At 42.1% G+C, this 19,787-nt stretch carries 19 protein-coding genes and 3 pseudogenes; 15 read left to right on the top strand and 7 right to left on the bottom strand.

What is annotated here, in order from left to right; genetic code table 11:
- Positions 1-284 precede the first annotated feature (284 nt).
- Genes ACYQ3Q_RS10175 through ACYQ3Q_RS10150 form a run of 6 tightly spaced genes read left to right on the top strand, consistent with a single transcriptional unit; the run spans position 285 to position 4,650 of the window.
- Positions 285-953, top strand: coding sequence for a site-specific integrase (locus ACYQ3Q_RS10175; RefSeq protein WP_459928452.1), 669 nt, complete (start codon positions 285-287; stop codon positions 951-953).
- Entirely contained in the window at positions 946-1,932 is a 987-nt protein-coding gene (locus ACYQ3Q_RS10170; protein ID WP_459928451.1) for a tyrosine-type recombinase/integrase, read from the top strand. Before ACYQ3Q_RS10175 ends, ACYQ3Q_RS10170 begins: the two co-directional genes overlap by 8 nt.
- A complete protein-coding gene (locus ACYQ3Q_RS10165) occupies positions 1,919-3,241 on the top strand; it encodes a tyrosine-type recombinase/integrase (RefSeq protein ID WP_459928450.1) in 1,323 nt (440 codons plus the stop codon). Before ACYQ3Q_RS10170 ends, ACYQ3Q_RS10165 begins: the two co-directional genes overlap by 14 nt.
- Positions 3,226-3,774, top strand: coding sequence for a site-specific integrase (locus tag ACYQ3Q_RS10160; protein ID WP_459928659.1), 549 nt, complete (start codon positions 3,226-3,228; stop codon positions 3,772-3,774). Before ACYQ3Q_RS10165 ends, ACYQ3Q_RS10160 begins: the two co-directional genes overlap by 16 nt.
- Positions 3,767-4,348 (top strand): tyrosine-type recombinase/integrase, encoded by a 582-nt coding sequence (locus tag ACYQ3Q_RS10155; RefSeq protein ID WP_459928449.1) that lies wholly within the window; start codon positions 3,767-3,769, stop codon positions 4,346-4,348. Before ACYQ3Q_RS10160 ends, ACYQ3Q_RS10155 begins: the two co-directional genes overlap by 8 nt.
- Before the next feature lie 23 nt (positions 4,349-4,371).
- Positions 4,372-4,650, top strand: a complete 279-nt coding sequence (locus tag ACYQ3Q_RS10150) for a tyrosine-type recombinase/integrase (protein WP_459928448.1) — start codon at positions 4,372-4,374, stop codon at positions 4,648-4,650.
- 46 nt (positions 4,651-4,696) lie between these two features.
- Here ACYQ3Q_RS10150 and ACYQ3Q_RS10145 read toward each other — a convergent pair whose 3' ends face one another.
- On the bottom strand, positions 4,697-5,218 hold the full coding sequence (locus tag ACYQ3Q_RS10145; RefSeq protein WP_459928447.1) for a tyrosine-type recombinase/integrase: 522 nt from the start codon (positions 5,216-5,218) through the stop codon (positions 4,697-4,699).
- A gap of 156 nt (positions 5,219-5,374) precedes the next feature.
- Between ACYQ3Q_RS10145 and ACYQ3Q_RS10140 the strand changes: the two genes are divergently transcribed.
- Positions 5,375-7,159, top strand: coding sequence for an IS1634 family transposase (locus ACYQ3Q_RS10140; protein WP_459928446.1), 1,785 nt, complete (start codon positions 5,375-5,377; stop codon positions 7,157-7,159).
- Positions 7,160-7,220: 61 nt separating this feature from the next.
- Here the strand turns inward: ACYQ3Q_RS10140 and ACYQ3Q_RS10135 are convergent, their stop codons facing one another.
- From ACYQ3Q_RS10135 to ACYQ3Q_RS10110, 6 genes and pseudogenes are all read right to left on the bottom strand, one after another.
- Positions 7,221-7,844 (bottom strand): site-specific integrase, encoded by a 624-nt coding sequence (locus tag ACYQ3Q_RS10135; RefSeq protein ID WP_459928445.1) that lies wholly within the window; start codon positions 7,842-7,844, stop codon positions 7,221-7,223.
- Positions 7,845-7,978: 134 nt separating this feature from the next.
- Positions 7,979-8,556, bottom strand: a pseudogene (locus tag ACYQ3Q_RS10130) (DDE-type integrase/transposase/recombinase); the annotation flags it as partial.
- A gap of 75 nt (positions 8,557-8,631) precedes the next feature.
- A pseudogene (locus ACYQ3Q_RS10125) lies at positions 8,632-8,784 on the bottom strand (IS21 family transposase); the annotation flags it as partial.
- Positions 8,785-9,088: 304 nt separating this feature from the next.
- On the bottom strand, positions 9,089-9,526 hold the full coding sequence (locus ACYQ3Q_RS10120) for a transcriptional regulator (protein WP_459928444.1): 438 nt from the start codon (positions 9,524-9,526) through the stop codon (positions 9,089-9,091).
- 13 nt (positions 9,527-9,539) lie between these two features.
- On the bottom strand, positions 9,540-10,073 hold the full coding sequence (locus tag ACYQ3Q_RS10115; protein WP_459928443.1) for a DUF6932 family protein: 534 nt from the start codon (positions 10,071-10,073) through the stop codon (positions 9,540-9,542).
- A 252-nt stretch (positions 10,074-10,325) separates the two neighbouring features.
- A pseudogene (locus ACYQ3Q_RS10110) lies at positions 10,326-10,529 on the bottom strand (hypothetical protein); the annotation flags it as partial.
- A 231-nt stretch (positions 10,530-10,760) separates the two neighbouring features.
- On the opposite strand from ACYQ3Q_RS10110, the gene ACYQ3Q_RS10105 reads away from it, so the two are divergent.
- The 8 genes from ACYQ3Q_RS10105 (at position 10,761) to ACYQ3Q_RS10070 (ending at position 19,777) form a co-directional block, all read left to right on the top strand.
- Positions 10,761-11,444: a Crp/Fnr family transcriptional regulator gene (locus tag ACYQ3Q_RS10105; protein WP_459928442.1), complete on the top strand. Its 684-nt coding sequence runs from the start codon at positions 10,761-10,763 to the stop codon at positions 11,442-11,444.
- A gap of 212 nt (positions 11,445-11,656) precedes the next feature.
- Positions 11,657-12,322, top strand: a complete 666-nt coding sequence (gene hypB / locus ACYQ3Q_RS10100) for a hydrogenase nickel incorporation protein HypB (protein WP_075366380.1) — start codon at positions 11,657-11,659, stop codon at positions 12,320-12,322.
- 77 nt (positions 12,323-12,399) lie between these two features.
- Entirely contained in the window at positions 12,400-16,212 is a 3,813-nt protein-coding gene (locus ACYQ3Q_RS10095; RefSeq protein WP_459928441.1) for a complex I subunit 5 family protein, read from the top strand.
- Positions 16,205-17,176, top strand: a complete 972-nt coding sequence (locus ACYQ3Q_RS10090; RefSeq protein WP_459928440.1) for a respiratory chain complex I subunit 1 family protein — start codon at positions 16,205-16,207, stop codon at positions 17,174-17,176. The genes ACYQ3Q_RS10095 and ACYQ3Q_RS10090 overlap by 8 nt, the downstream gene beginning before the upstream one ends.
- Positions 17,177-17,207: 31 nt before the next feature.
- A complete protein-coding gene (locus tag ACYQ3Q_RS10085) occupies positions 17,208-17,642 on the top strand; it encodes an NADH-quinone oxidoreductase subunit B family protein (protein WP_459928439.1) in 435 nt (144 codons plus the stop codon).
- Positions 17,643-17,653: 11 nt separating this feature from the next.
- The gene (locus ACYQ3Q_RS10080) at positions 17,654-18,187 is read left to right on the top strand and encodes a 4Fe-4S dicluster domain-containing protein (RefSeq protein WP_459928438.1); all 534 of its coding nucleotides are present in this window, start codon (positions 17,654-17,656) and stop codon (positions 18,185-18,187) included.
- On the top strand, positions 18,163-18,702 hold the full coding sequence (locus tag ACYQ3Q_RS10075; RefSeq protein ID WP_459928437.1) for an NADH-quinone oxidoreductase subunit C: 540 nt from the start codon (positions 18,163-18,165) through the stop codon (positions 18,700-18,702). The genes ACYQ3Q_RS10080 and ACYQ3Q_RS10075 overlap by 25 nt, the downstream gene beginning before the upstream one ends.
- Complete coding sequence (locus ACYQ3Q_RS10070) at positions 18,695-19,777, top strand: hydrogenase large subunit (RefSeq protein WP_459928436.1); 1,083 nt, start codon at positions 18,695-18,697, stop codon at positions 19,775-19,777. The genes ACYQ3Q_RS10075 and ACYQ3Q_RS10070 overlap by 8 nt, the downstream gene beginning before the upstream one ends.
- Positions 19,778-19,787 lie beyond the last annotated feature (10 nt).

Below are 19,787 nucleotides of genomic sequence, written 5' to 3'. Positions count from 1 at the left end.
ACAGTTGGTATGCTTCCCAGACCACATTTTTGGAGATTTCAAACGACTTTGTCTTGTTCATACAGTTCCTCCCATGTTTGGTTGACTGATTTTCAAAACTGGATAACACAGCCCCTTCGCTCCACTCTCATTACAAGAGCTTCCTCACTACTACAAGGGTCAAAGCGAAGCAGGGAGCAGCTGGAGTTGATCACCAGTCCATCGAAGAATTCGAGAAAAATTTAAAGGATAATCTGTACAAGATATGGAATAGGATGTCCTCCGGGAGTTACTTTCCACCTCCGGTGAAAGCAGTAGAAATACCGAAGAAAAATGGAGGTCAAAGAATACTTGGAGCCGTATTTTCATGCAGACTCCTACGACGCATCCCATCTGTCTGGACGAAAGAAGAATTGGACGCACTGATAGGCGCCATTGACCGTGGAAATCCAAAGGGGAAACGGGACTATGCCATTATTCTTCTCGCTTGCGTGTTAGGTCTTAGGGTTAATGACATCAAAAACCTTACTTTTGGTTGTTTCCACTGGGAAGAAAATAAACTGATATTCGCCCAGTCAAAAACAAGGGAAACAGTCAACCTACCAATTCCTTCTGAAGTGGGATGGGCTGTCATCGATTATCTGAAATATGGCAGGCCAAAAATAGATTCACCGGTTGTATTTGTGAGGCATATGGCCCCATTTCTACCTTTTTCAGAAAGTGATCATCTGCATCAGTTAATCCGTGCTTATATGCGGATTGCCCATCTGCCGACCTTGAAAAAGCACCGGGGCATGCATTCGCTCCGCCATACGGCGGCTTCAAGAATGCTTGAGCATGACACCCCTCTTGCTGTTATATCAGATATACTGGGTCATGCAAACACGGACTCCACGGCTGTTTATTTGAAAGTGGATGTCAATAAGCTGAAGGAATGCTGTTTAGGTACTCCGGAGGTGGATGTGTATGAGTAATTACCTTTTTAAAGGACCATTTGCAGAGCATATTGAAAACCATGTCTCTCTGAAGAAAGCAATCGGCTACAAATATGAGGCAGAAGCAAGGCATCTATTGCGTTTTTCTTCCTTTACTGAACAAAAATATCCCGAAGCAACAATGCTTACAAAGGAAATAGTGTTAGATTGGTGCTCAAAAAAAAGTTATGAGGCACAAGCCAATCAGTGTACGAGGGCTTCGATCCTGCGGCAACTTGCCATATATATGGACGGTATAGAGATTGGCGCATGCGTCCTACCGAAAGGCTATTACCCCACGGAAGAACAATATGTGCCTCATATCTATACGGAAAATGAACTGCAGCGTTTCTTCCATGAAACAGATCAATGCCACTATGTCAGTGAATGTCCATATCGCCACCTCATCATGCCAGTATTCTTTCGTATGGTTTATTCCTGTGGCCTTCGTTCCTCAGAAGCAAGACTCCTGAAAGTATCAGATGTGAATCTTGAAACAGGCATACTGTCCATTCATCATTCAAAGAAAGATAACAGCCGCTTAGTTCCGATGTCAGACGAACTTACAGAACGATGCCGGAATTATTCTGCGAATGTGCATATGTTCTTAAAAGAAACTGATTGGTTCTTCCCAGGATTAAATGGAAAACCAATGACTTTAGGGAACGTTTACCACAATTTCAGGCGTTTTTTATGGAAAGTTGGCATTTCTCACGGCGGGAGGGGAAAAGGACCGAGAGTCCAAGATTTTCGACATGCATACGCGTGTCACTGCCTAAAAAAATGGGTTATACAAGGAAAAGACCTTGCAGCATATCTTCCAGTACTGAAAACATATATGGGGCATGATTCCTTTGAGGAAACAGCGTATTACCTTAGGCTGACTGCTGATGTTTTTCCGGACATATCTATCAAGTTGGAAGGATGTTATCCGGACATCATTCCAAGACTGGAAGGTAGTGCCGATGAAACCGACTGATTTTGCTACCTACCTTACGGAATTCCTGTCCATGTATCTGCCAGGGCAGAAAAATGCAAGCAGAAATACAATAGCGTCCTACCGTGATACCTTTAAATTGTTAATTCGTTATTGTCAGGAACAGAGGGACATCCCTGTCGAAAAGCTGAAGATGAGCATGCTGACAAATGGGCTGATTACCGACTTTTTGGAATGGATTGAAAAAGGTCGCAAGTGCAGCATTGCAACTCGGAATCAGAGGCTTGCAGCCATACATTCCTTTTACCGGTATGCACAGTACGAAGAACCGTCAGGAATACTTCATTTCCAAAAGGTAATTGCCATACCAATTAAGAAGACATCCAAACCATCGATACCACATCTGACGCCTGAGGCAATGAAACTTTTATTATCACAGCCTGGCAAGATGACATTAAAGGGCAGACGAGATCTAACACTGTTAAGCGTCCTTTACGATTCCGGATGCAGGGTGCAGGAATTAGCCGACCTCAAAGTGCGTGATGTTGTACTCAATAATCCAGCAGTACTTATCCTTACAGGAAAAGGTAATAAGGTGCGAAGGGTTCCATTGATGAAAAACACTATGACTTTGTTGGAGCATTATATTCAGGAGAATTCCCTTGAACAAGAAATTACTGAAAGAATCCTTACTGATTTAAAAGAACAGGATTATGCCGAGTACACTGTTGGTCTATATCGGCAATGTTACAATGGCCTTCAAAAGTATTTGGAGGAAGAAAGAATTGAATACTATTCTGCCGATATTGGCCTTGATTATATCAGGCGTAAATTTGGCATCAGCATTGAAGGACTGTATGGAAAACATCCCTCCAATGTCCGTTCCACAATTAGAGCACTTCAAGTTTTGTGGGATTACTCGGAATACGGAACCATGGTCATCAAAGTTAGGCCAGGTAGAAAACCATTTGAATGTCCTAGCGGTTTTAAAGAAGGTTATGAATCTTTTCAGAAAATCTGCAGGAATAGAAACTATACCCCTATGGGCAAGAATTCGATTTTTAGTATTCTTAAGAAATTCATTATTTTTATGGATGATTCCGGAGCTGCTTCTGCTGATGAAATGACAGCTGAGCTTATTATACAATTTCTTATTTCCTATAGTGCTAACAGCACTCGTTATATTGCAACCATCGTATCCATCCTGAGAAATTACATAGCCGTTCTTCGTGAGGAAGGATATCTGGACAAAGATTTGGCGGTCTGTCTTCCTAAAATCAGAATCATGCGCAACGGTTTTATTCCTTCCGTATGGAAGCAGGAAGATGTTCATAAATTACAGGTTGCATAGACAGGGATAATCCCGAGGGGAAACGTGATTATGCCATTCTCCTTATGGTTACACGCCTAGGACTTCGAGTGGGTGATATGCGTGGGTTGAAGCTCTCTAATATCAACTGGAACAGAAAAATAATTTCTATTATTATGCAGAAAACAAAGCAACCATTGGAACTGCCACTTCTTGATGATGTGGGCTGGGCGGTGATTGATTATCTGAAAAATGGCCGTCCAAAGACTATTTCCGATTGTGTATTCATTCGCCATAAAGCACCCTATGAAGGCTTTGCTGACCACAACTGCCTCAGCAGAATGGTTGCAAGAAGGATGCATAAGGCAGGAATTGATATGAAAGGACAGAAACATGGTCTTCATTCCTTACGTAGCACCCTGGCAAGGGTAATGCTGGAGAATGGTGCTCCCCTCCCAGTAATCTCGGAAGCGCTCGGGCATCAGAATATCCAAACAACGAGCATTTATCTGAAAATTGATATAGAAGGACTTAGGAACTGTATCATAGATCCGGAGGATTTGTTCCATGAATAAATACCAGTGGAAAAGCCCTTTGGGCGAGAAAATGCAGGAATTTCTTACAATAAAAAGGATGACAGGATTCAAATACGAACGCGAAGGCAGGTTATTGGAAAAGTTCGACGAATACTGTTTTGCCAACAGTTATGACAGTAAAACAAAAGAGCTCCTGACAGGCTATCTAGAAGCGCATAAAAAGAATAACTGGGGGGTTGCACTTGGAGAAGCACCTCTATTCTTTAATCAACGCCATCAGCCGTTAAGCAGATGGGGGATATCCTATATCCTTGATAAATACGTTTGCTCTGCACAAAAAGATAACCATTTCTCAATAGATTTTCCTATAACGCCCCACGTGCTCCGGCACGCCAAAGCTATGGGAATGCTCAAAGCCGGGATTCACCTCATTTATATCCGGGATTTCCTGGGGCATTCAAATGTAGTCACTACTGAGGTGTACGCTAGGTCAGACACTGAAATGAAACGAAAAGCATTGGAGCAATCCTACAAGGAACTATATACAGAGGAAATGCCAAAATGGGAAGATGATAAAAATCTGATGGAATGGTTACATAATCTGTGTAAATAGTACCATATAATATGGGGAGTGTTTTGGCAAAGAATCCTTTAAAACGGTTACTTATTGCACCAACTCCCCATATTCGGCATAGCAAAAGCATGCATTTGCTTCAATCAGGAGTTAACTTAATATATATCCGGGATTTCCTTGGTCATAGTGATTGTTCAACAACAGAAATATATGCCCGGGCAGACAGCGAGATGAAACGCAAAGCTATTGAAAATGCATATCCGGATTTAGTGCCTGACGGACTGCCAAACTGGGAAGAAGACGGTAACTTAATGAGATGGTTAAATTCACTTTGTGAGTAAAAGATTATGGGGAGTGTTTTCACATAAATTAAGCTGATTTAGAAGATTATTGTGTTATACTCCCCATAATCTGAGGCTCTACATAATGGCGCAATGCATGGGGTCCATGCTTTTTCCCGTCCTGAATCTCGATTCCAGCCCTTCGCAAATGATGCGTGACAATACTATGGAGGGTTGGCGCTTCCAATTTCTCAATAGGCGGGACAAGACGCAAAAATAGGGCGTTTTTCTGAATATCTGGTCTTGCAAACTTTATGTAATCGATGATTGCAGTACCGACATCTTCAAGCAAAGGCAGTACAATCGGTTCATCTGTTTTCTCCTGCACAAGTTCGATGGTATTTGTTTCCCATTTCAGGTTCTGAAAACTCAAGTCACAGATATCTTGTGCACGCAATCCCAGTCTTGCCGCCAGAAGGATTATGGCATAATCTCGCTTACCTTTTGGATTTCCTCTGTCAACGGATGCCAGCAACTTTTCCACATCTGCTTTCGGATAGGCCGACGGGACTTTCGAACGACTACGATACCCGTCCCGGGGAACTATATATCCCGAGTTTGGCGACATATTTTTCCAAACCCTTATATATCAATGCTTCCAGGGTACCCGCCCTAATATTGTAGTCCTAAATAAGCGGATAAAATATACCAATAATCCTATTAATTAAGCGTGTTTCATGGTATACTTTGTGTAGTCCCAACATCTTAGAATTGGAGGGCTACAATGTTTCTCAAAAAAGTTACCATTAAACAAGAAGGAAAAACCTACAATTACTATAAAATCGTCGCTTCTTATAGAGATAAAGACGGGAAACCTAAGCACCGCCTCATCCAGAACCTTGGTGTCTTGTCTGAAGATGATGCAGAACGAATGAGGTTAATCCTTAAAGCACAACAGGATTCAGAACTCGTTTTAGCCAAACGTTCCGATATTGTAGTCACAAAGCATTGGCTGTTTCTACCCATCATTCTGTTACATTCCCTCTGGGAAACATTTCAGTTACAGAAGTTTTTCCAAGATGGCTTATTGGTAGAGGCTATGGTACTTAATCGCTGTATTGAACCGCTCAGTAAAATTCACGTTGTGGAATGGATGAAGAGTACTGTGTTACCATCAGTGTTTGGAGCTCCCAGCTTACCGGATGATTACGCCGTATACCGGGAATTGGATTCCCTTAACAAACAGGAAAACGCTTTACAAACCCATCTCTATACTCAGCTTCAACGTCTTGATCCTACTGTTGGAGAAGGATTTTTCTATGACATAACTTCTACTTATATGGAAGGCAGTCAATGCGTGATTGCTAAACTGGGGTATTCCCGTGACCATCGACCAGATTTGGAGCAAATCGTCATTGCTCTTATGGTTACCCCACAGGGTTCACCGTTTTACTGGAAGGTACTTGAAGGAAATACTCAGGACATCACCACCTTACCCAGTGTCGTTAACGATCTTAAACAGCGATTCGGTTTAAAAACGTGTCATCTTGTTTTTGATCGTGGGATGGTATCAAATGATCACCTGGATTTACTTGAAACACAGGGACTTACCTATCTGTCTGCTATGGATAAGGATGAAATGGCCTGCCATCCGTTATTCCAAGAGTTTGTTCCGGAGCCTGCATCAAAAGAGGATTACGAACAGATCCTAGCTCTTCATGAATTCGTACCAACCGACGATAATCAGTTCTTTTATACCCGAGAAGGACGGATTGGAAAACGACGATTCATCTTCTCATTTGACGTTACCCGTTTTTTTGAAGATATTGCTACACGAGAAAGACGAATTACTATAACCATGACTTGGATTGCCGAACAAAACGTAAAATTGGCTGTAGCTAAGAAATCCCGTCAAAAGGAAACCGTCGAACGAGAGGTTCAAAAAATAATCTCCCAACGAAAACTCAAGTCATTGGTGAAGGTCACTGTTACGCCCATCGAGGTAAAAGTACCTAAAAAAGACGGCTCGGTGCGTCTAGCCCATTCTTTCCAGTTATCTGCGATAATTGATAAGACTGGGGAAACGAAAATGAGACGATTGGATGGTATGACTTGCTTCATTACTAATGATGTGACGATTCCACAAACTGAAATTATTCAGAGATACCGGGAAAAGAATAAAATTGAAGAGGCATTTCGGGAAATGAATAAAATTGAAGAGGCATTTCGGGAAATGAAGTCTCAATTAGCCTTGAGACCGATTCACTTGACTCGTCCCGAGGGAGTCAAGTCCCATGTCACAGTTTGCATATTGGCCTACTTATTGATAAATACGATGGAAGTCATGCTTAAAAGGACTGGTAATTCAATATCCCCAATAGACGTTTTGAAACAAGTGAAAAGCTGCCAGTTAAATCAAGTAGGCATCAAAGGCTCATCTGGCTATTCATTCACAGTAACAGAAATGACGGAGGAACAGATAAAATGGACAAAACTCTTCAACTGTGAACATCTATTGAAACCTAAGGTATTAAAACAGATAACAAAATCCTTGGAAAATACGTTGTAGTGACAAAAATACTATCAATGTATGCCTTCAAAGCCTTGCTACGTAAGGTGCTGGAAAATTCTTACGCCAAACTTGGGTTATATGAGAAATCCTTTGATACAATATTTTTCTGATAAAGGTAACGAAAGAACGTTCTCAGTGCGCAGAGGGTGCAGTGGATAACGGCGGGTGAATAATTCAAAAAAGTGTTAGAAAATCCTAACACCAAAGCATTATCCATCTCCGTAATATCTCTTAAATTATTATGGTTCAAGTAATCTGAAAATCGATCCAAGTATATAGCATAGGATTGTAGAGTGTCGTTCGAAATACCCTCATGCCGTTTAAAATCGATGTAGCCTTGAAAAACATCCTGAAACTGCGGATGGTATGTATGTATTTTGCGCTTAGCTTTTGACAATACGATCTCATGGAGTTGGTAATCCGTAAGAAGATTCACTGCCCTTACATGAATAGCCTTTCTGGTAGGTAGTTTCTTGAAAACTGCGATACCATATGCTTGCTGTAAAAAATCCAAACCTGTTTTGGCATCTAGGATTACTTCTTCTTTCTGCACCATGTAACTCTTTAGCTGGTTCCATGTTGGAATAAACACATTGAGTCGTTGATCTGAATACTGGGCTTTCTTAAGTTCCGATGTTACTTTCGAAATCAGCTCTGAGATCCCTAAATGTTGATTATGCATAATTACCTCCAATCGTTTTATAGACATAAAATGCCCAATATTTGATTGGATGATAATGGAAAGTAAATCATCTGATATCCTGCCTATTATGCGGTAATTTTGAATCAACTTTCCATTACGAGTAGCTTTCCATTACCTTTCGATTCTGGGGAATATGGCTTCGCGAACAATAAACGAATGCCCAGTTTAGAGCAGGTTCGCCCCATCCACTTAGTGCGGTACAGTTTTCCATTGTCGAAATAGGCTGCCTCCGGAAGTGCATTTTGTTGGATAGACTTTCTAAAGCAGTCTTCCACAATAGCCTGATCAAGCGTTGGATAAAACTCCCCATGCAGGACATAACGTGTTGCATCGTCAATAAACAAAACGAAATACACTTGTTTGAGGGTGCCGTTCGGGCCGATCGGAAGAAAAGGACCATATTTTATGTCGGATTGCCATAATTGATTGCGGTGTCGTTTCTGGAACCTTCGAGCCGCAGCTCCGTCATTCGTATACATCCGCATAGTCCGAGAGCTATAACCCCAGTGAACCCTTCTTTTCGATACTGCGTCAAATACCGACGCAGTGTACGCTCGGACAAACCTGATTGCTCACAAAGGACAACTTTAAGTTGACGGGCTTTGGCTGGGTCCAACCCGTCTGCTAGTAACGGTGACAAAAGTTGTACCCTCCGAGCAGCAATCTCTTCCGCTTTCTTCTGATCTTTCATGGCTAATGCCTCCATTTCGTAGGATTAGCATGATTCTATCTCAGATGAAGTCGGACATGAATGCAGAACGGGTCTGTACCCAGCCACGGTTCTATAAGAACATCCGAATCCATCCTTATACTTATCTTGCAACCTGTCAAACACTCGCTGGGCAGTGTGTCGCTGCTTACGTTTTGCTTTTTTGTCTTCGGTCAGCCAACTATCAATATCTGGTTTGTATTGATCAAGCCAGTATCAGTTGCTTGTTTTCAAAAGAGGATTTACAGTCCAGCAACGTTTTTGTAAGAAAAGGATTCCTGTGGGATATGGATAAACATTCCTTGTCTAATCCGTTAATTATATAGTCCATAATTACTTATGATTAAAAATGGGGTATGTGTCCACAATAATATGGGCAATACCCCTTGGTTGTACAAAATATAATTTTTTGAGCCAATTCGAACGAGCAAAATCACAGGCGCGTCGGGTCGCGTCGTAATCTCTAGACTTTAATTGGGAATCTAAAAGGAAGGGGAACTGTAGATCATTATTGTTATGCTCCTAATTTTCCATCAATCTCAATGTTAATAGTAGCTTTCATCCCCATTGATTCCATTACCGTTTCGATTTTCTCTGTAGTAGCTCCGTAGTATTCGTGTCTTTCGTCTCTAGACACTTGAGACTCACTAACTCCTAGCTTATTAGCTAATTCAGCTTGTGTCATCCCTAAATATATTCTATATGCAATAAGGGTTTTCCCGATATCAGTGAATTTATATATCGGATTAAATGAACCACGTTTTATTTTTTCGTAATACTCTACTTCTGCTTTTAATTGTTCATGAAATGAGAATAGAGGTTGTATCGCCAATTTAATTTGTTCGGAATTTAACCCCATTTCTTCAAAACGTTTTTTTTCACTTATAATAAATTCTAGATCTTGTTTTAATTTTTCAACAGCTCTTTGATATGCTGGTTCATTTTTAATCATACTTTTCCACTCCTTATTTAATTATTTGAATAATACCTTTTGGTAAGAATGTGTCACGGGTTTTTCTAAATGCTGCTGAAAACATCTGTTCATTTCCGTTTTCATCAAAAATTCCACAACATTGGCCTACATGGGGATATAATTCCACTTTATAACGGTGCCACATAGGTAATTGCGGTTTCGCAGAATTACGATCATAAATTCTACTGCCCCAGTCCCAAGTCCACACCTTATAGGGGTCTATTTTGTTTAATTCTCTTACTATATCTGGGAGTGTATGAGGATTAGCAACAAAGTAACCATCAATGTCACTAGGACTTGCCTTATCTTCGACAAAGGAACCATCAATAAAGATTTCATTGATTCCTACCGTATATAGTTGACTTACTAGAATACCTAAATTATTGACTAACATTAAACGTTTCTGATGATTCCATGGAGAACCATCTTCAGGTCCACGTACTAATAACGAATCTTTTAATTGTTCTATAGTCATTGGGTAATCTTGAGGCGATAGGAATCCATCATCATTGAATTGTAGTGACATTTTATTACTCTCCCCATAGACAACGTAGGCTATACATATAACTTAACAAATATATTAACTTGATATATTTGTTAAGTTAATTATATGCAATAACCCTCTTTTTGTCAACGGACAGTTAATGAAATGGGATTTATAAAAACAAATGCTAAGTTCATAAAACCAATTTTTTGTCGTAGCTTTTGCTGAAAAATAGAGTGAGGTGAGACTACTATTTAAAATAATTGTGAGTATTGAGAAAATGAAGCCAATCATTTACAATCCAGCAGCCTTTCTGTAAGTGCCTTTTTCTTTCCAATTGGCCAAGATTAGCCTTACATCATCGAAACCTGCTTCAGTCATGATATCCCTAAACTTTGTTGGAAGAATACAAATTGTACTTGGAAAGGTATCGCGTCTACCCCAGCACTCCAAGCTAAGTTCCTCGCAATTATTAGAGAATCGTGATTTGTAGCGTGTGTAGTATTCTAAAGCAGTTGTTTATCCTCGCGTAGAGAAACAGTGGTTTAGAGGGGTGCGAATCTTCAGTTAGAATTTAAATTATATCAAAGACCATAACACCGTACAGAATTTAACCAACTATCGCTTAAGTATAGGCTGAGTATTGCTTAGGGGCGTCGTTGACAATCCTTGCGCAATGTCATATGATCTACATATTAAATTCAAGGTTATGAAAAGGGGATTAAAATAGTGAAGTCTAGGCTACCTGAAATTAACCTTGATGAATTGCTTAAAATTCCTCTTCTTAAGGTCTTAAGCGAACAACATTCACTCACACTGAATCAATCTGCCCACGAACGTTCATTCCGCAAAAAAGAATGTATTTTTACCCCGGAAAAGCAAGAAGATTTTATTTTAATTGTCATTAAGGGCAAAGTTAGAATTTATCTCGATTATCCTGACGGTAAGGAGTTCACGATTGCCTTCTTAGAACCCGGGGATGTCTATAGTAGCCATTCGGGCACTTTTGCTGAAGCAATGGAAGAAACGATCGTCTGGACTATTGACATTAAAGCCTTTCGCAGCTTTATGCTTCAAGATCCGGTTGTCTTAATCAGCATGATCAAAGTCTTAGGAGAAAGCTTGGCAAACACCCTAGGAATTATTGAAAACCTCGTTTTTCGCGATGTGGGTGAACGTTTAGCGAGTTTTTTGTTACAAGCTGCTAGGGAAAAAGGCCAGACTTCTGAACACGGTACCCTCGTAAACTTAGGGTTAACAGTTGAAGAAATAGCTTCAGCAGTGGGAACATCCCGTCAAACGGCCTCTACCTTTCTCAACCGCTGGCAGAAAGCAGAAATCCTAATTCTTAGCCGTAAATCTATTATCATAAGGGATATTCAATCCTTACAAAATTGTATGGAAGAAAACTAAAAGAATTGTAAAAGAAATAAGAAAACCATCAGAATCCTGACGGCTTTCTTATTTCTTTTATTTTATAATTTGTATAGTGGAACTGTTAAAAGTCCAATTACAAAAGCAATCGCTCAATTTAAGACCAGCTAATAAAAGTCAAGAGTTTGAAGAGCTCTAGGTGAAGGATAGCTCCTAATTGAACATTACCAAGGAGAGGAGATCGCGGCGGAATGACTATTAAAGTTGAATTAGGAACGCCACTACTAGCACGCAATGAGCAGGCGGCGCAAGAAATCCGTACGTTATGCCAAGCAAACAATATTTATTTATTAAATATTATGAGTTCCCCAGGGGCGGGAAAAACGACACTTTTGGAGGCATCTTTAAAATGGTTTAAACTACAGCTAAGAGTTGCTGTTATCGAGGGTGATATTGCGACAACCCGTGATGCAGATCGGATTTCGGCGCAGGGGATTCCTGCGGTTCAGCTTAATACGAATGGTGCCTGCCATCTGGATGCCCGGATGATTTACCAAGCCCTGGATAGTCTGGACCTTGCAAACCTAGACTTGATTATTGTGGAAAACGTGGGTAATTTGGTCTGCCCAGCTGAGTTTGACCTTGGGGAAGATTTGCGCGTCGTGGTCTTAAGTACCACGGAAGGTAATGATAAAATTCTTAAATATCCTTTGATGTTTCAGGAAGCAGGAATGTTGGTTTTGAACAAGATGGATCTTCTTCCTTATACCGATTTTAGCGTTCAAGAATTAGAGCATGATGTTAAGGGTCTTAATCACGGTCTGGAGATTTTTTACGTTTCGGCATCCAAAGATCGGGGCGTTGAGGATTGGACCCGGCGTATAGTAGAGCGTGTCGTACTAAGGGAGCGTCATTAAGCAGACATAAACAAATTCGTCCGGTGGTAAAATCAGAACATACATTAAGGGTTAGCGAAAGGAAGGAGGGTTAACGGGTGAGCTTAGGTAATTTTGTGAATAGTTACACAATCACAAGCTTAACAGTGATAGGTGTACTGATACTATTGGTGGGTAAGGTTTATGCAGCCTCACGCCTTCATCGGATTAGGGAATTTATTATTCTATCCGCAGTGGCAGAAATGGGTCTTGTATTTGTGGGTCTTGGTTTAGGAGACAGTAATGGAATAGTAGGGGCAGGTTTTCATTTCCTGTATCAATTGATTGTCAGGTTTTTAATGTATTTGGCGGCAATGCAGTTGATTAGGTTAGGGAATTCACCCAACACTAAGGATTTAACAGGTTTGGGTAGTAAGCAGTTCTTTGTGGCTACTATTTTTGGTTTCAGTTTGTTTTCGGCCATGGGGATCTCGCCATTTAAAGGCTCCATGAGTAAACTTTTGATTATTTATTCCGCAGTGAGCACTGAGCATTACCTTCTAGCTGTTCTAGTTGTATTGGCAAGTTTAATAGAAGCAGGATGCTTCTTAAAGATTTTTCACATGCTTTGCCTGGGTGAGAGTTCAGAGCAACAACAAACATCACGCCCAACCAAGCTGCTGTTATTGGGAACCGGTCTGCTAACTGTGTTGCTTACTTTATTTCAAGAGCCAATCATGCACTTGATGGCTAACAACGTACTAAGTTTAATTTATGATATTAACTTTGAAACCCTGGCTAAACTGGAATCACACTGGTCGTGGTTGGTTTTGATCCCCTATTTAGGTGGTTTTATTGTCTATATCCTTGGTAAGACTTCTGCTTCATTAAGAAATATAGTGGCTGTAGTTATTTCCGTAGTAAGTGTTGTGCTGGTGTGGCAAACGAATGACCTTGATGGGCTATCTAGGCTTTTTGCCCTACTCATGACTTTTGTATGTTTATTAGTAACCCTTTATTCAACGGCGTACTTTAAAAATAAGCGCTTTTCGGACAGATATTTCTTCTTCCTGATGATTATGCAGGCTAGTCTAATTGGTATAACAACCACTAACCACTTGGGTAACTTTTATGCGTTCTGGGAATTAATGACCTGCTCCTCCTACTTTTTAGTTATTCATGAGCAAACCAAAGAAGCCTTGGAGGCCGGCTATAAATACTTTATGATGTGTACCGCTGGAGCCTATGCATTGCTGATTGCGGCTTTTGCCCTGCAGATTCAGGTGGGTAGCATTAGCTTAAATGTAATTGCCAAAAATGCTGATAAGTTACCTCCAACCTTAGTATTAGCTTTGGCGTTAGGCTTCTTACTAGGTTTTGGCATCAAAATAGGCTTAGTACCGGTGCATAGCTGGTTGCCGGCGGCTCACCCGGTAGCTCCTTCCTCCATCTCGGCTCCCATGTCCGGGATACTGACTAAGATAGGCATTTACGGGGTTTTAAAGCTGATCTTTATGGTGTTTGGAGTGGCATTACTCTCCAAAACTGACCTAGTGGGAGACTTCAAATTTGGTTCCTTAATGGCTTTCTTGGGCGCTGCAACTTTGTTGTATGGTGACTTAAAAGCCATACAACAGACAGACGTAAAAAAAATGCTAGCCTATTCTACCATGGCTCAAGTTGGGGAAATTGTAATTGCCTTGGGGAGTGCCAATTACTTGAGTCTGGTGGGTGGTTTGAGTCACGTTTTAAATCATGCCGTCATGAAAAACTTACTATTTTTAGCCATTGGTTCGATGATATTCCGGGTGAAGAGCCAGGAAATCAGCAAACTAAAAGGGATCGGCAAGCAGATGCCCGTAACCTCCTTGTGTTTTAGCATCGGGATCCTGGGCATTATGGGGTTACCGCCTTTTGCCGGTTTTGTGAGCAAATTCATGATGCTGTATGGTTTGATTGAAACCGGGCAGTGGCTATACGCCGGTGTGATTCTTTTAGGTGGCTTTATCGGATGCTTTTATTATTTGCGCTTGATCAAAACCATGTATTTTGAAGACTATGATGGCCCAGCCGTTTCCGAAAGTCCGAAGGCCATGTTGCTTCCCTCGGCAGGTTTAGCTGTCCTGGTAGTTTTTAATGGTTTATTCCCGCAATATGCCTTAAGCCTAATTAAACCTGCAGCTGATACCGTGGCTTGGGCTAGCCATATGCCGACAACTTCCATACCCAACCTAACGATAACCTGGCCTTTAGCGGTGGTAATCCCGATGGTCGGTGGAGCATTAGCTTATTTGGCGGGGAGATACAGTCCGAAATGGGGCGGTTGGTTTGGAGTAGCAACTTTGGTAACTACAACTATCAGCTTACTGGTTTCTAATGGCAATGCCTCAGTATTGTCGGTAAGCTTTGCCTTATTAATTGCTTTTGTTGGTGTGTTAAACCTTCTCTATTCAGTGGGGTATATGGACCACAGCCATGCCCAAAACCGGTTTTACTTCTTTTTCCTGACCATGATTGGTGGATTGATCGGGGTTGCCTTAAGTAAAGACTTATTCAGCTTTTTTGGTTTCTGGGAAATCATGAGCAGCTGGGCCTTATATTTTACCATTGTGCATGAAGAAACCAGGGAGGCCCTCCGGGAAGGATTTAAATATTTCATTTTTAACTATGCAGGAGCAACCCTGATGTTCTTTGGAGTTCTAATCCTTAGTGTTGCCACAGGAACCTTCGAGTTTAGTTTACTGGGGGAGCGGGCGGCCACTATGTCACCGGCTCAGTTGACCGTGGCCCTTCTGTTGATCACTGCTGGCTTTCTCATGAAAGCAGCCATGCTGCCTTTTCGCATCGATTACCAGATGCACCCACCCGCAGCGCCTACTCCGGTGAGTGGATATATCTCCTCAGTTCTTTTAAAGAGTGCCCCCTTTGGGATTATGAAACTGCTTTATGCCACGATTGGTGTATCCTTAATCGCTAAATTGAGCGGCATGCTGGGGATTGAAATAAGGGAAGCCATGGCTTGGGTTGGTGGATTAACGATACTTTGGGCCGTAGCCATGGCCTTGCTCCAAAGTGATATGAAGAAGCTTCTGATTTACCACACCGTGAGCCAGATGGGTTACATTGTTTTAGGTGTTAGTTTAGGAACGGCTTTAGGCGTCGCCGGAGGGCTTTTGCACATGGTCAATCACATGTTCTTTAAAAACCTCCTGTTCCTGGGTGCAGGGGCCATCATTTACCGTACCGGGTTCAAGAGTTTAGATGAGGTTGGGGGACTGGCTAAGAAAATGCCCGTCACTACTCTGGTTTTTGCTATCGGTGCTTTCTCCATTGCCGGAATCCCTCCCTTTAGTGGTTTTGTCTCCAAATGGTTGATTTACCAGGCTGCCATGGAGCAGGGAGAAACTAGTCTGGCACTCATCTCTTTAATCGCCAGTGTTTTAACCATGGCATCTTTTGTAAAATTCTTGCACTCGGCCTTTTTCGGGCAGTTACCTGAGAAGTTGAGCCAGGTTCGGGAAGTTCCCGCTACTATGTTAGCGCCGATGGTTGTTTTAGCCGGCTTATGTATATTATTTGGGGCAGTACCCGGTTTGCCCTTAAGCTTTATTGCCAAAATTCAAAGGGAGATTGGACAACCGGCAATCGATCCCAATCTATTTAACCTGTATTCAGCTAATGGATTGTGGTCTTTGGGTATCTTGGTAATCCTCTTAGTGGTAGGAGGGTTAATCAGTATGGCGGTTTATTCAGCTTATAGCCGGAAGGTCAGATACACTGAAGTTTATACGTGCGGGAATGTTGATTTAAAACCAGAAGAGTTGCAAGTTTCTTCCCATCACCTCTATGAAACACCTAAACAATTGATAAAAAGCGAGTTAGTCGGTTTGAAACGCTTATTTGGCCAGGATAGGGGGCAGGGGGATGCTTAAAGATACGTTAATACTCATTTTTAATACGGTAGTCTTTCCAGGCGGGCTCTTTGCCCTGATCATAGGGCTGGTGCTATTGGGGATTGATCGCAAGGTAGCAGCCCGGCTGCAGCGCCGGGTAGGCCCCCCGCTATATCAACCTTTTATTGATATGGTGAAGCTTTGCTATAAAGAATTGATGATCCCAAGAACTGCCCACAAAACAGCTTTTCAGCTGGCTCCTATCTTGGGATTCGTGGGAATGTTCGCAACCGCCGTGTTAATACCCATTCCGGGGGTGTATAACGGGTTGAGTCAGGTGAACAATCTATTGATTCTGCTCTATTTGTTGGCCATTCCAGCATTGGCCTTGATGCTTGCTGGCTCAGCATCTTCTTCCCCCTTTGGAGCAATCGGATTTTCGCGGGAAATGATGATGATGATGGCTTATGAAATTCCACTAGTTATCGTATTTCTAACTCTGGCCTTAAAAGTAGGTGTATTGCAAGGAATTACAGTCAGCTTTTCACTGAGTGAAATAGTCAATTATCAGTTGGGCAATGGTTCCCTAATCGGTGATTTGACCCTATTGCCCGCGGTAATGGCACTCTTATGCTATATACCTGGAACCATCGGGGTGGTACCATTTGATATTCCAGAAGCCGAAACGGAAATAGTTGAAGGACCTATTCTTGAGTATTCGGGGATTGGACTGGCCTTTTTCAAAGCTATGAACGCAATGAAGCTATATATTGTTTTAGCTATTGCTGTAGCATTGTTTTTTCCCGCAATACTGCCCTTTGGCAAGTTTGGCAACCTGTTGTGGTTTGTATTTAAAATCTGTTTACTCATGATTTTTGCTATTACTTTGGTACGAACATCTACAGGCAGGTTACGGATTGATCAAGCTTTTAAGTTTTACCTGTTTTTTCCTACTGGGCTTGCTGCTATCAGTTTAATATTGACGCTTACAGGTCGGGCTTAGGCACAATTTCTGGAGGGAGGAGGCGACTAGGGTGTATAAGTCAATTTTACAAAAGATCGTCCAAAAATCGCCGTGGCTTTATCGAATCAATGCCGGTTCCTGTAATGGTTGCGATGTGGAATTACTCACAACAGCTTGCATTCCCCGTTACGACTTAGAAAGACTGGGATGTAAGTATTGTGGTAGCCCAAAGCATGCCGATATCGTGTTAATTACCGGTCCCTTAACGGCTCGGATTAAAGAAAAAGTTTTACGGGTTTATGACGAGATTCCCAATCCCAAAGTTGTGGTGGCAATAGGGATTTGCCCTATATCGGGCGGGGTTTTCCGCGATAGCTATGCTGTAGAAGGGCCTTTGGATCAATATATACCCGTAGATGTAAATGTACCTGGTTGTCCACCCCGGCCCCAGGCCATAATTGATGGTATTCTAGAGGCCGTGGAAATCTGGAAACAGCGCGTGTAGGGGAGGATTTCATGTCGTTTTTAAAAATTATTTTGCGTAACCTTCGTCAGGGACCTGCTACCGACCCGTATCCCTTTGGGGATACCTTTACCCCTGACGGTTTAAGAGGAAAGATCAAGTATAATCCGCAGGCTTGTGTGGCCTGTAGGATGTGTGAGCATGTTTGTGCCGGTGGAGCCATTCGAATTACTGAGGCTGAGGATAAAAGCGGGTTGAATTTTATCCTTTGGCATAATACCTGCGCCTTTTGCGGTTTGTGTCAACATTATTGCCCGACCAAAGCCATTCGCCTGACGACAGATTTTCATACAGCCCACAGACAAGCAGATAAATATAACTATGTTGAAACTGGGTTTATTAAATATGTGGCCTGTCGGCGGTGTGGCCAACCCATGGTGCCGGTTGTAAAGGAATTACTATCGAGAGTTTACGGAGATCTAGAAGGTCCGACTAAAGCTTTTGAAAACCTATGTGAAGGCTGTCGTCGTCAAATCTCAACGGAAAGCGGGGTAAATAAGCGTTGGACGGAAGAATCAAAGAGATAGATACTCAGATGTATAAAACCTTTGGCTCTGATGTGAGCATGATTTGGGAAGAAGACACCAAGAAGGCGATTTGGGGGCACTGTTATCTACCTGATCCGGAAATGATTCACCAAGTAGCTCTATTAGTAGCTGCCTTTAGAGGTAGGGTAATTACAATTACGCCTTATTTACACGGTGAGGAGGATACTCCAAAGAAATTAAGTATAGCGTATCACTTTGATATTCGTGGTGTAACCATCACCAGTACAATCACTCTCAAGGATGGATTGCATAAAGTGAAGTCCATAACGCCTGTTTTAAAAAGTGCTGATTGGAACGAACGAGAAATGCAGGAAATGTATCACGTCACAGTTGAAGGGCATCCAAATCCCCAAAGGTTGTTTTTAGACGACAGCATTAACCTAACAGAAGATACTATGGTGCCGTTGTCCATGGCTATGAGCGGAGCTACCAGCACAACCTTATGGGAAAAGGTCATGGGTTCTCCAAAAGAAGGGATGGGTAAGGATGAGTAGTTATACTGTGCCCATAGGTCCGATCCATGTGGTGTTAGAAGAGCCAATTTATTTTAAATTGGCAGTGGAAGGCGAGACGGTAAAGGGTGTCGACATTACTGCCGGTCACGTACACCGGGGGATGGAGTTTTTGACCATGCAGCGCAATATCTATCAAAATATTACGCTGACTGAAAGACTTTGTTCCCTGTGTTCCAATAATCATCCCTTCACTTACTGTATGGCTTTAGAAAAAATCGCCCGGATTGAGGTGCCGGTGCGAGCAGAATTCTTGCGAGTGGTCGCCGATGAAATTAAAAGAATTGCTTCCAACCTGTTTAATGCTGGGATGCTGGCTCATATCATAGGATTTGATTCGTTATTCATGCACATCATGCAAATCCGGGAGATTATGCAAGACGTCAAAGAAACCCTGTATGGTAATCGCATGGATCTGGCGGCCAATTGTATTGGTGGTGTTAGATACGATCTAACGGCAGAGCGAGTTAAATATTTAACGACCAATCTACAAAAGCTCAAAAAGCCTCTGAAGGAAATCATTAAATTGTTCATGACTAATAAGTTAATCCGGTTACGTACCGAAGGGGTTGGGGTCTTGCCTCGAGATAAAGCCATAGAGTATGGAGTTGTCGGCCCGGTAGCCAGGGGCTCGGATGTAGCTTATGATGTCCGCAAAGAAAACCCTTATGCCGCATATAACTACTTGGACTTTGATGTAATTACCGAAACAAGCAGTGATGTGCATGCTCGGGCCTTGGTACGACTCAAAGAGATTGGCCAAAGCATCAGTATTATTGAGCAAGCTGTCAAATTAATGCCAGAAGGCCCCACCTGTCCAGATCATTTACCCGTTATTCCCGCCGGTGAAGCAGTTGCCAAGTCAGAAGCCCCCCGTGGCGAATTACTTTATTTTGTCAAAACCAACAGTTCCGATATTCCCGAGCGCATCAAATGGAGAGTCCCCACCTACATGAACTGGGAAGCGTTGCAGGTTATGATGCCAGGATGTAAGCTGGCCGATATCCCGGTAATAGTAGGGAGCATTGACCCATGTATTTCGTGCACTGAAAGGTAGCTGAAGGGAG

It is taken from the genome of Desulfosporosinus burensis, from assembly GCF_054657535.1.
Note: the sequence above shows the minus strand (reverse complement) of the source record. Positions and strands in the feature narration are given on the sequence as shown.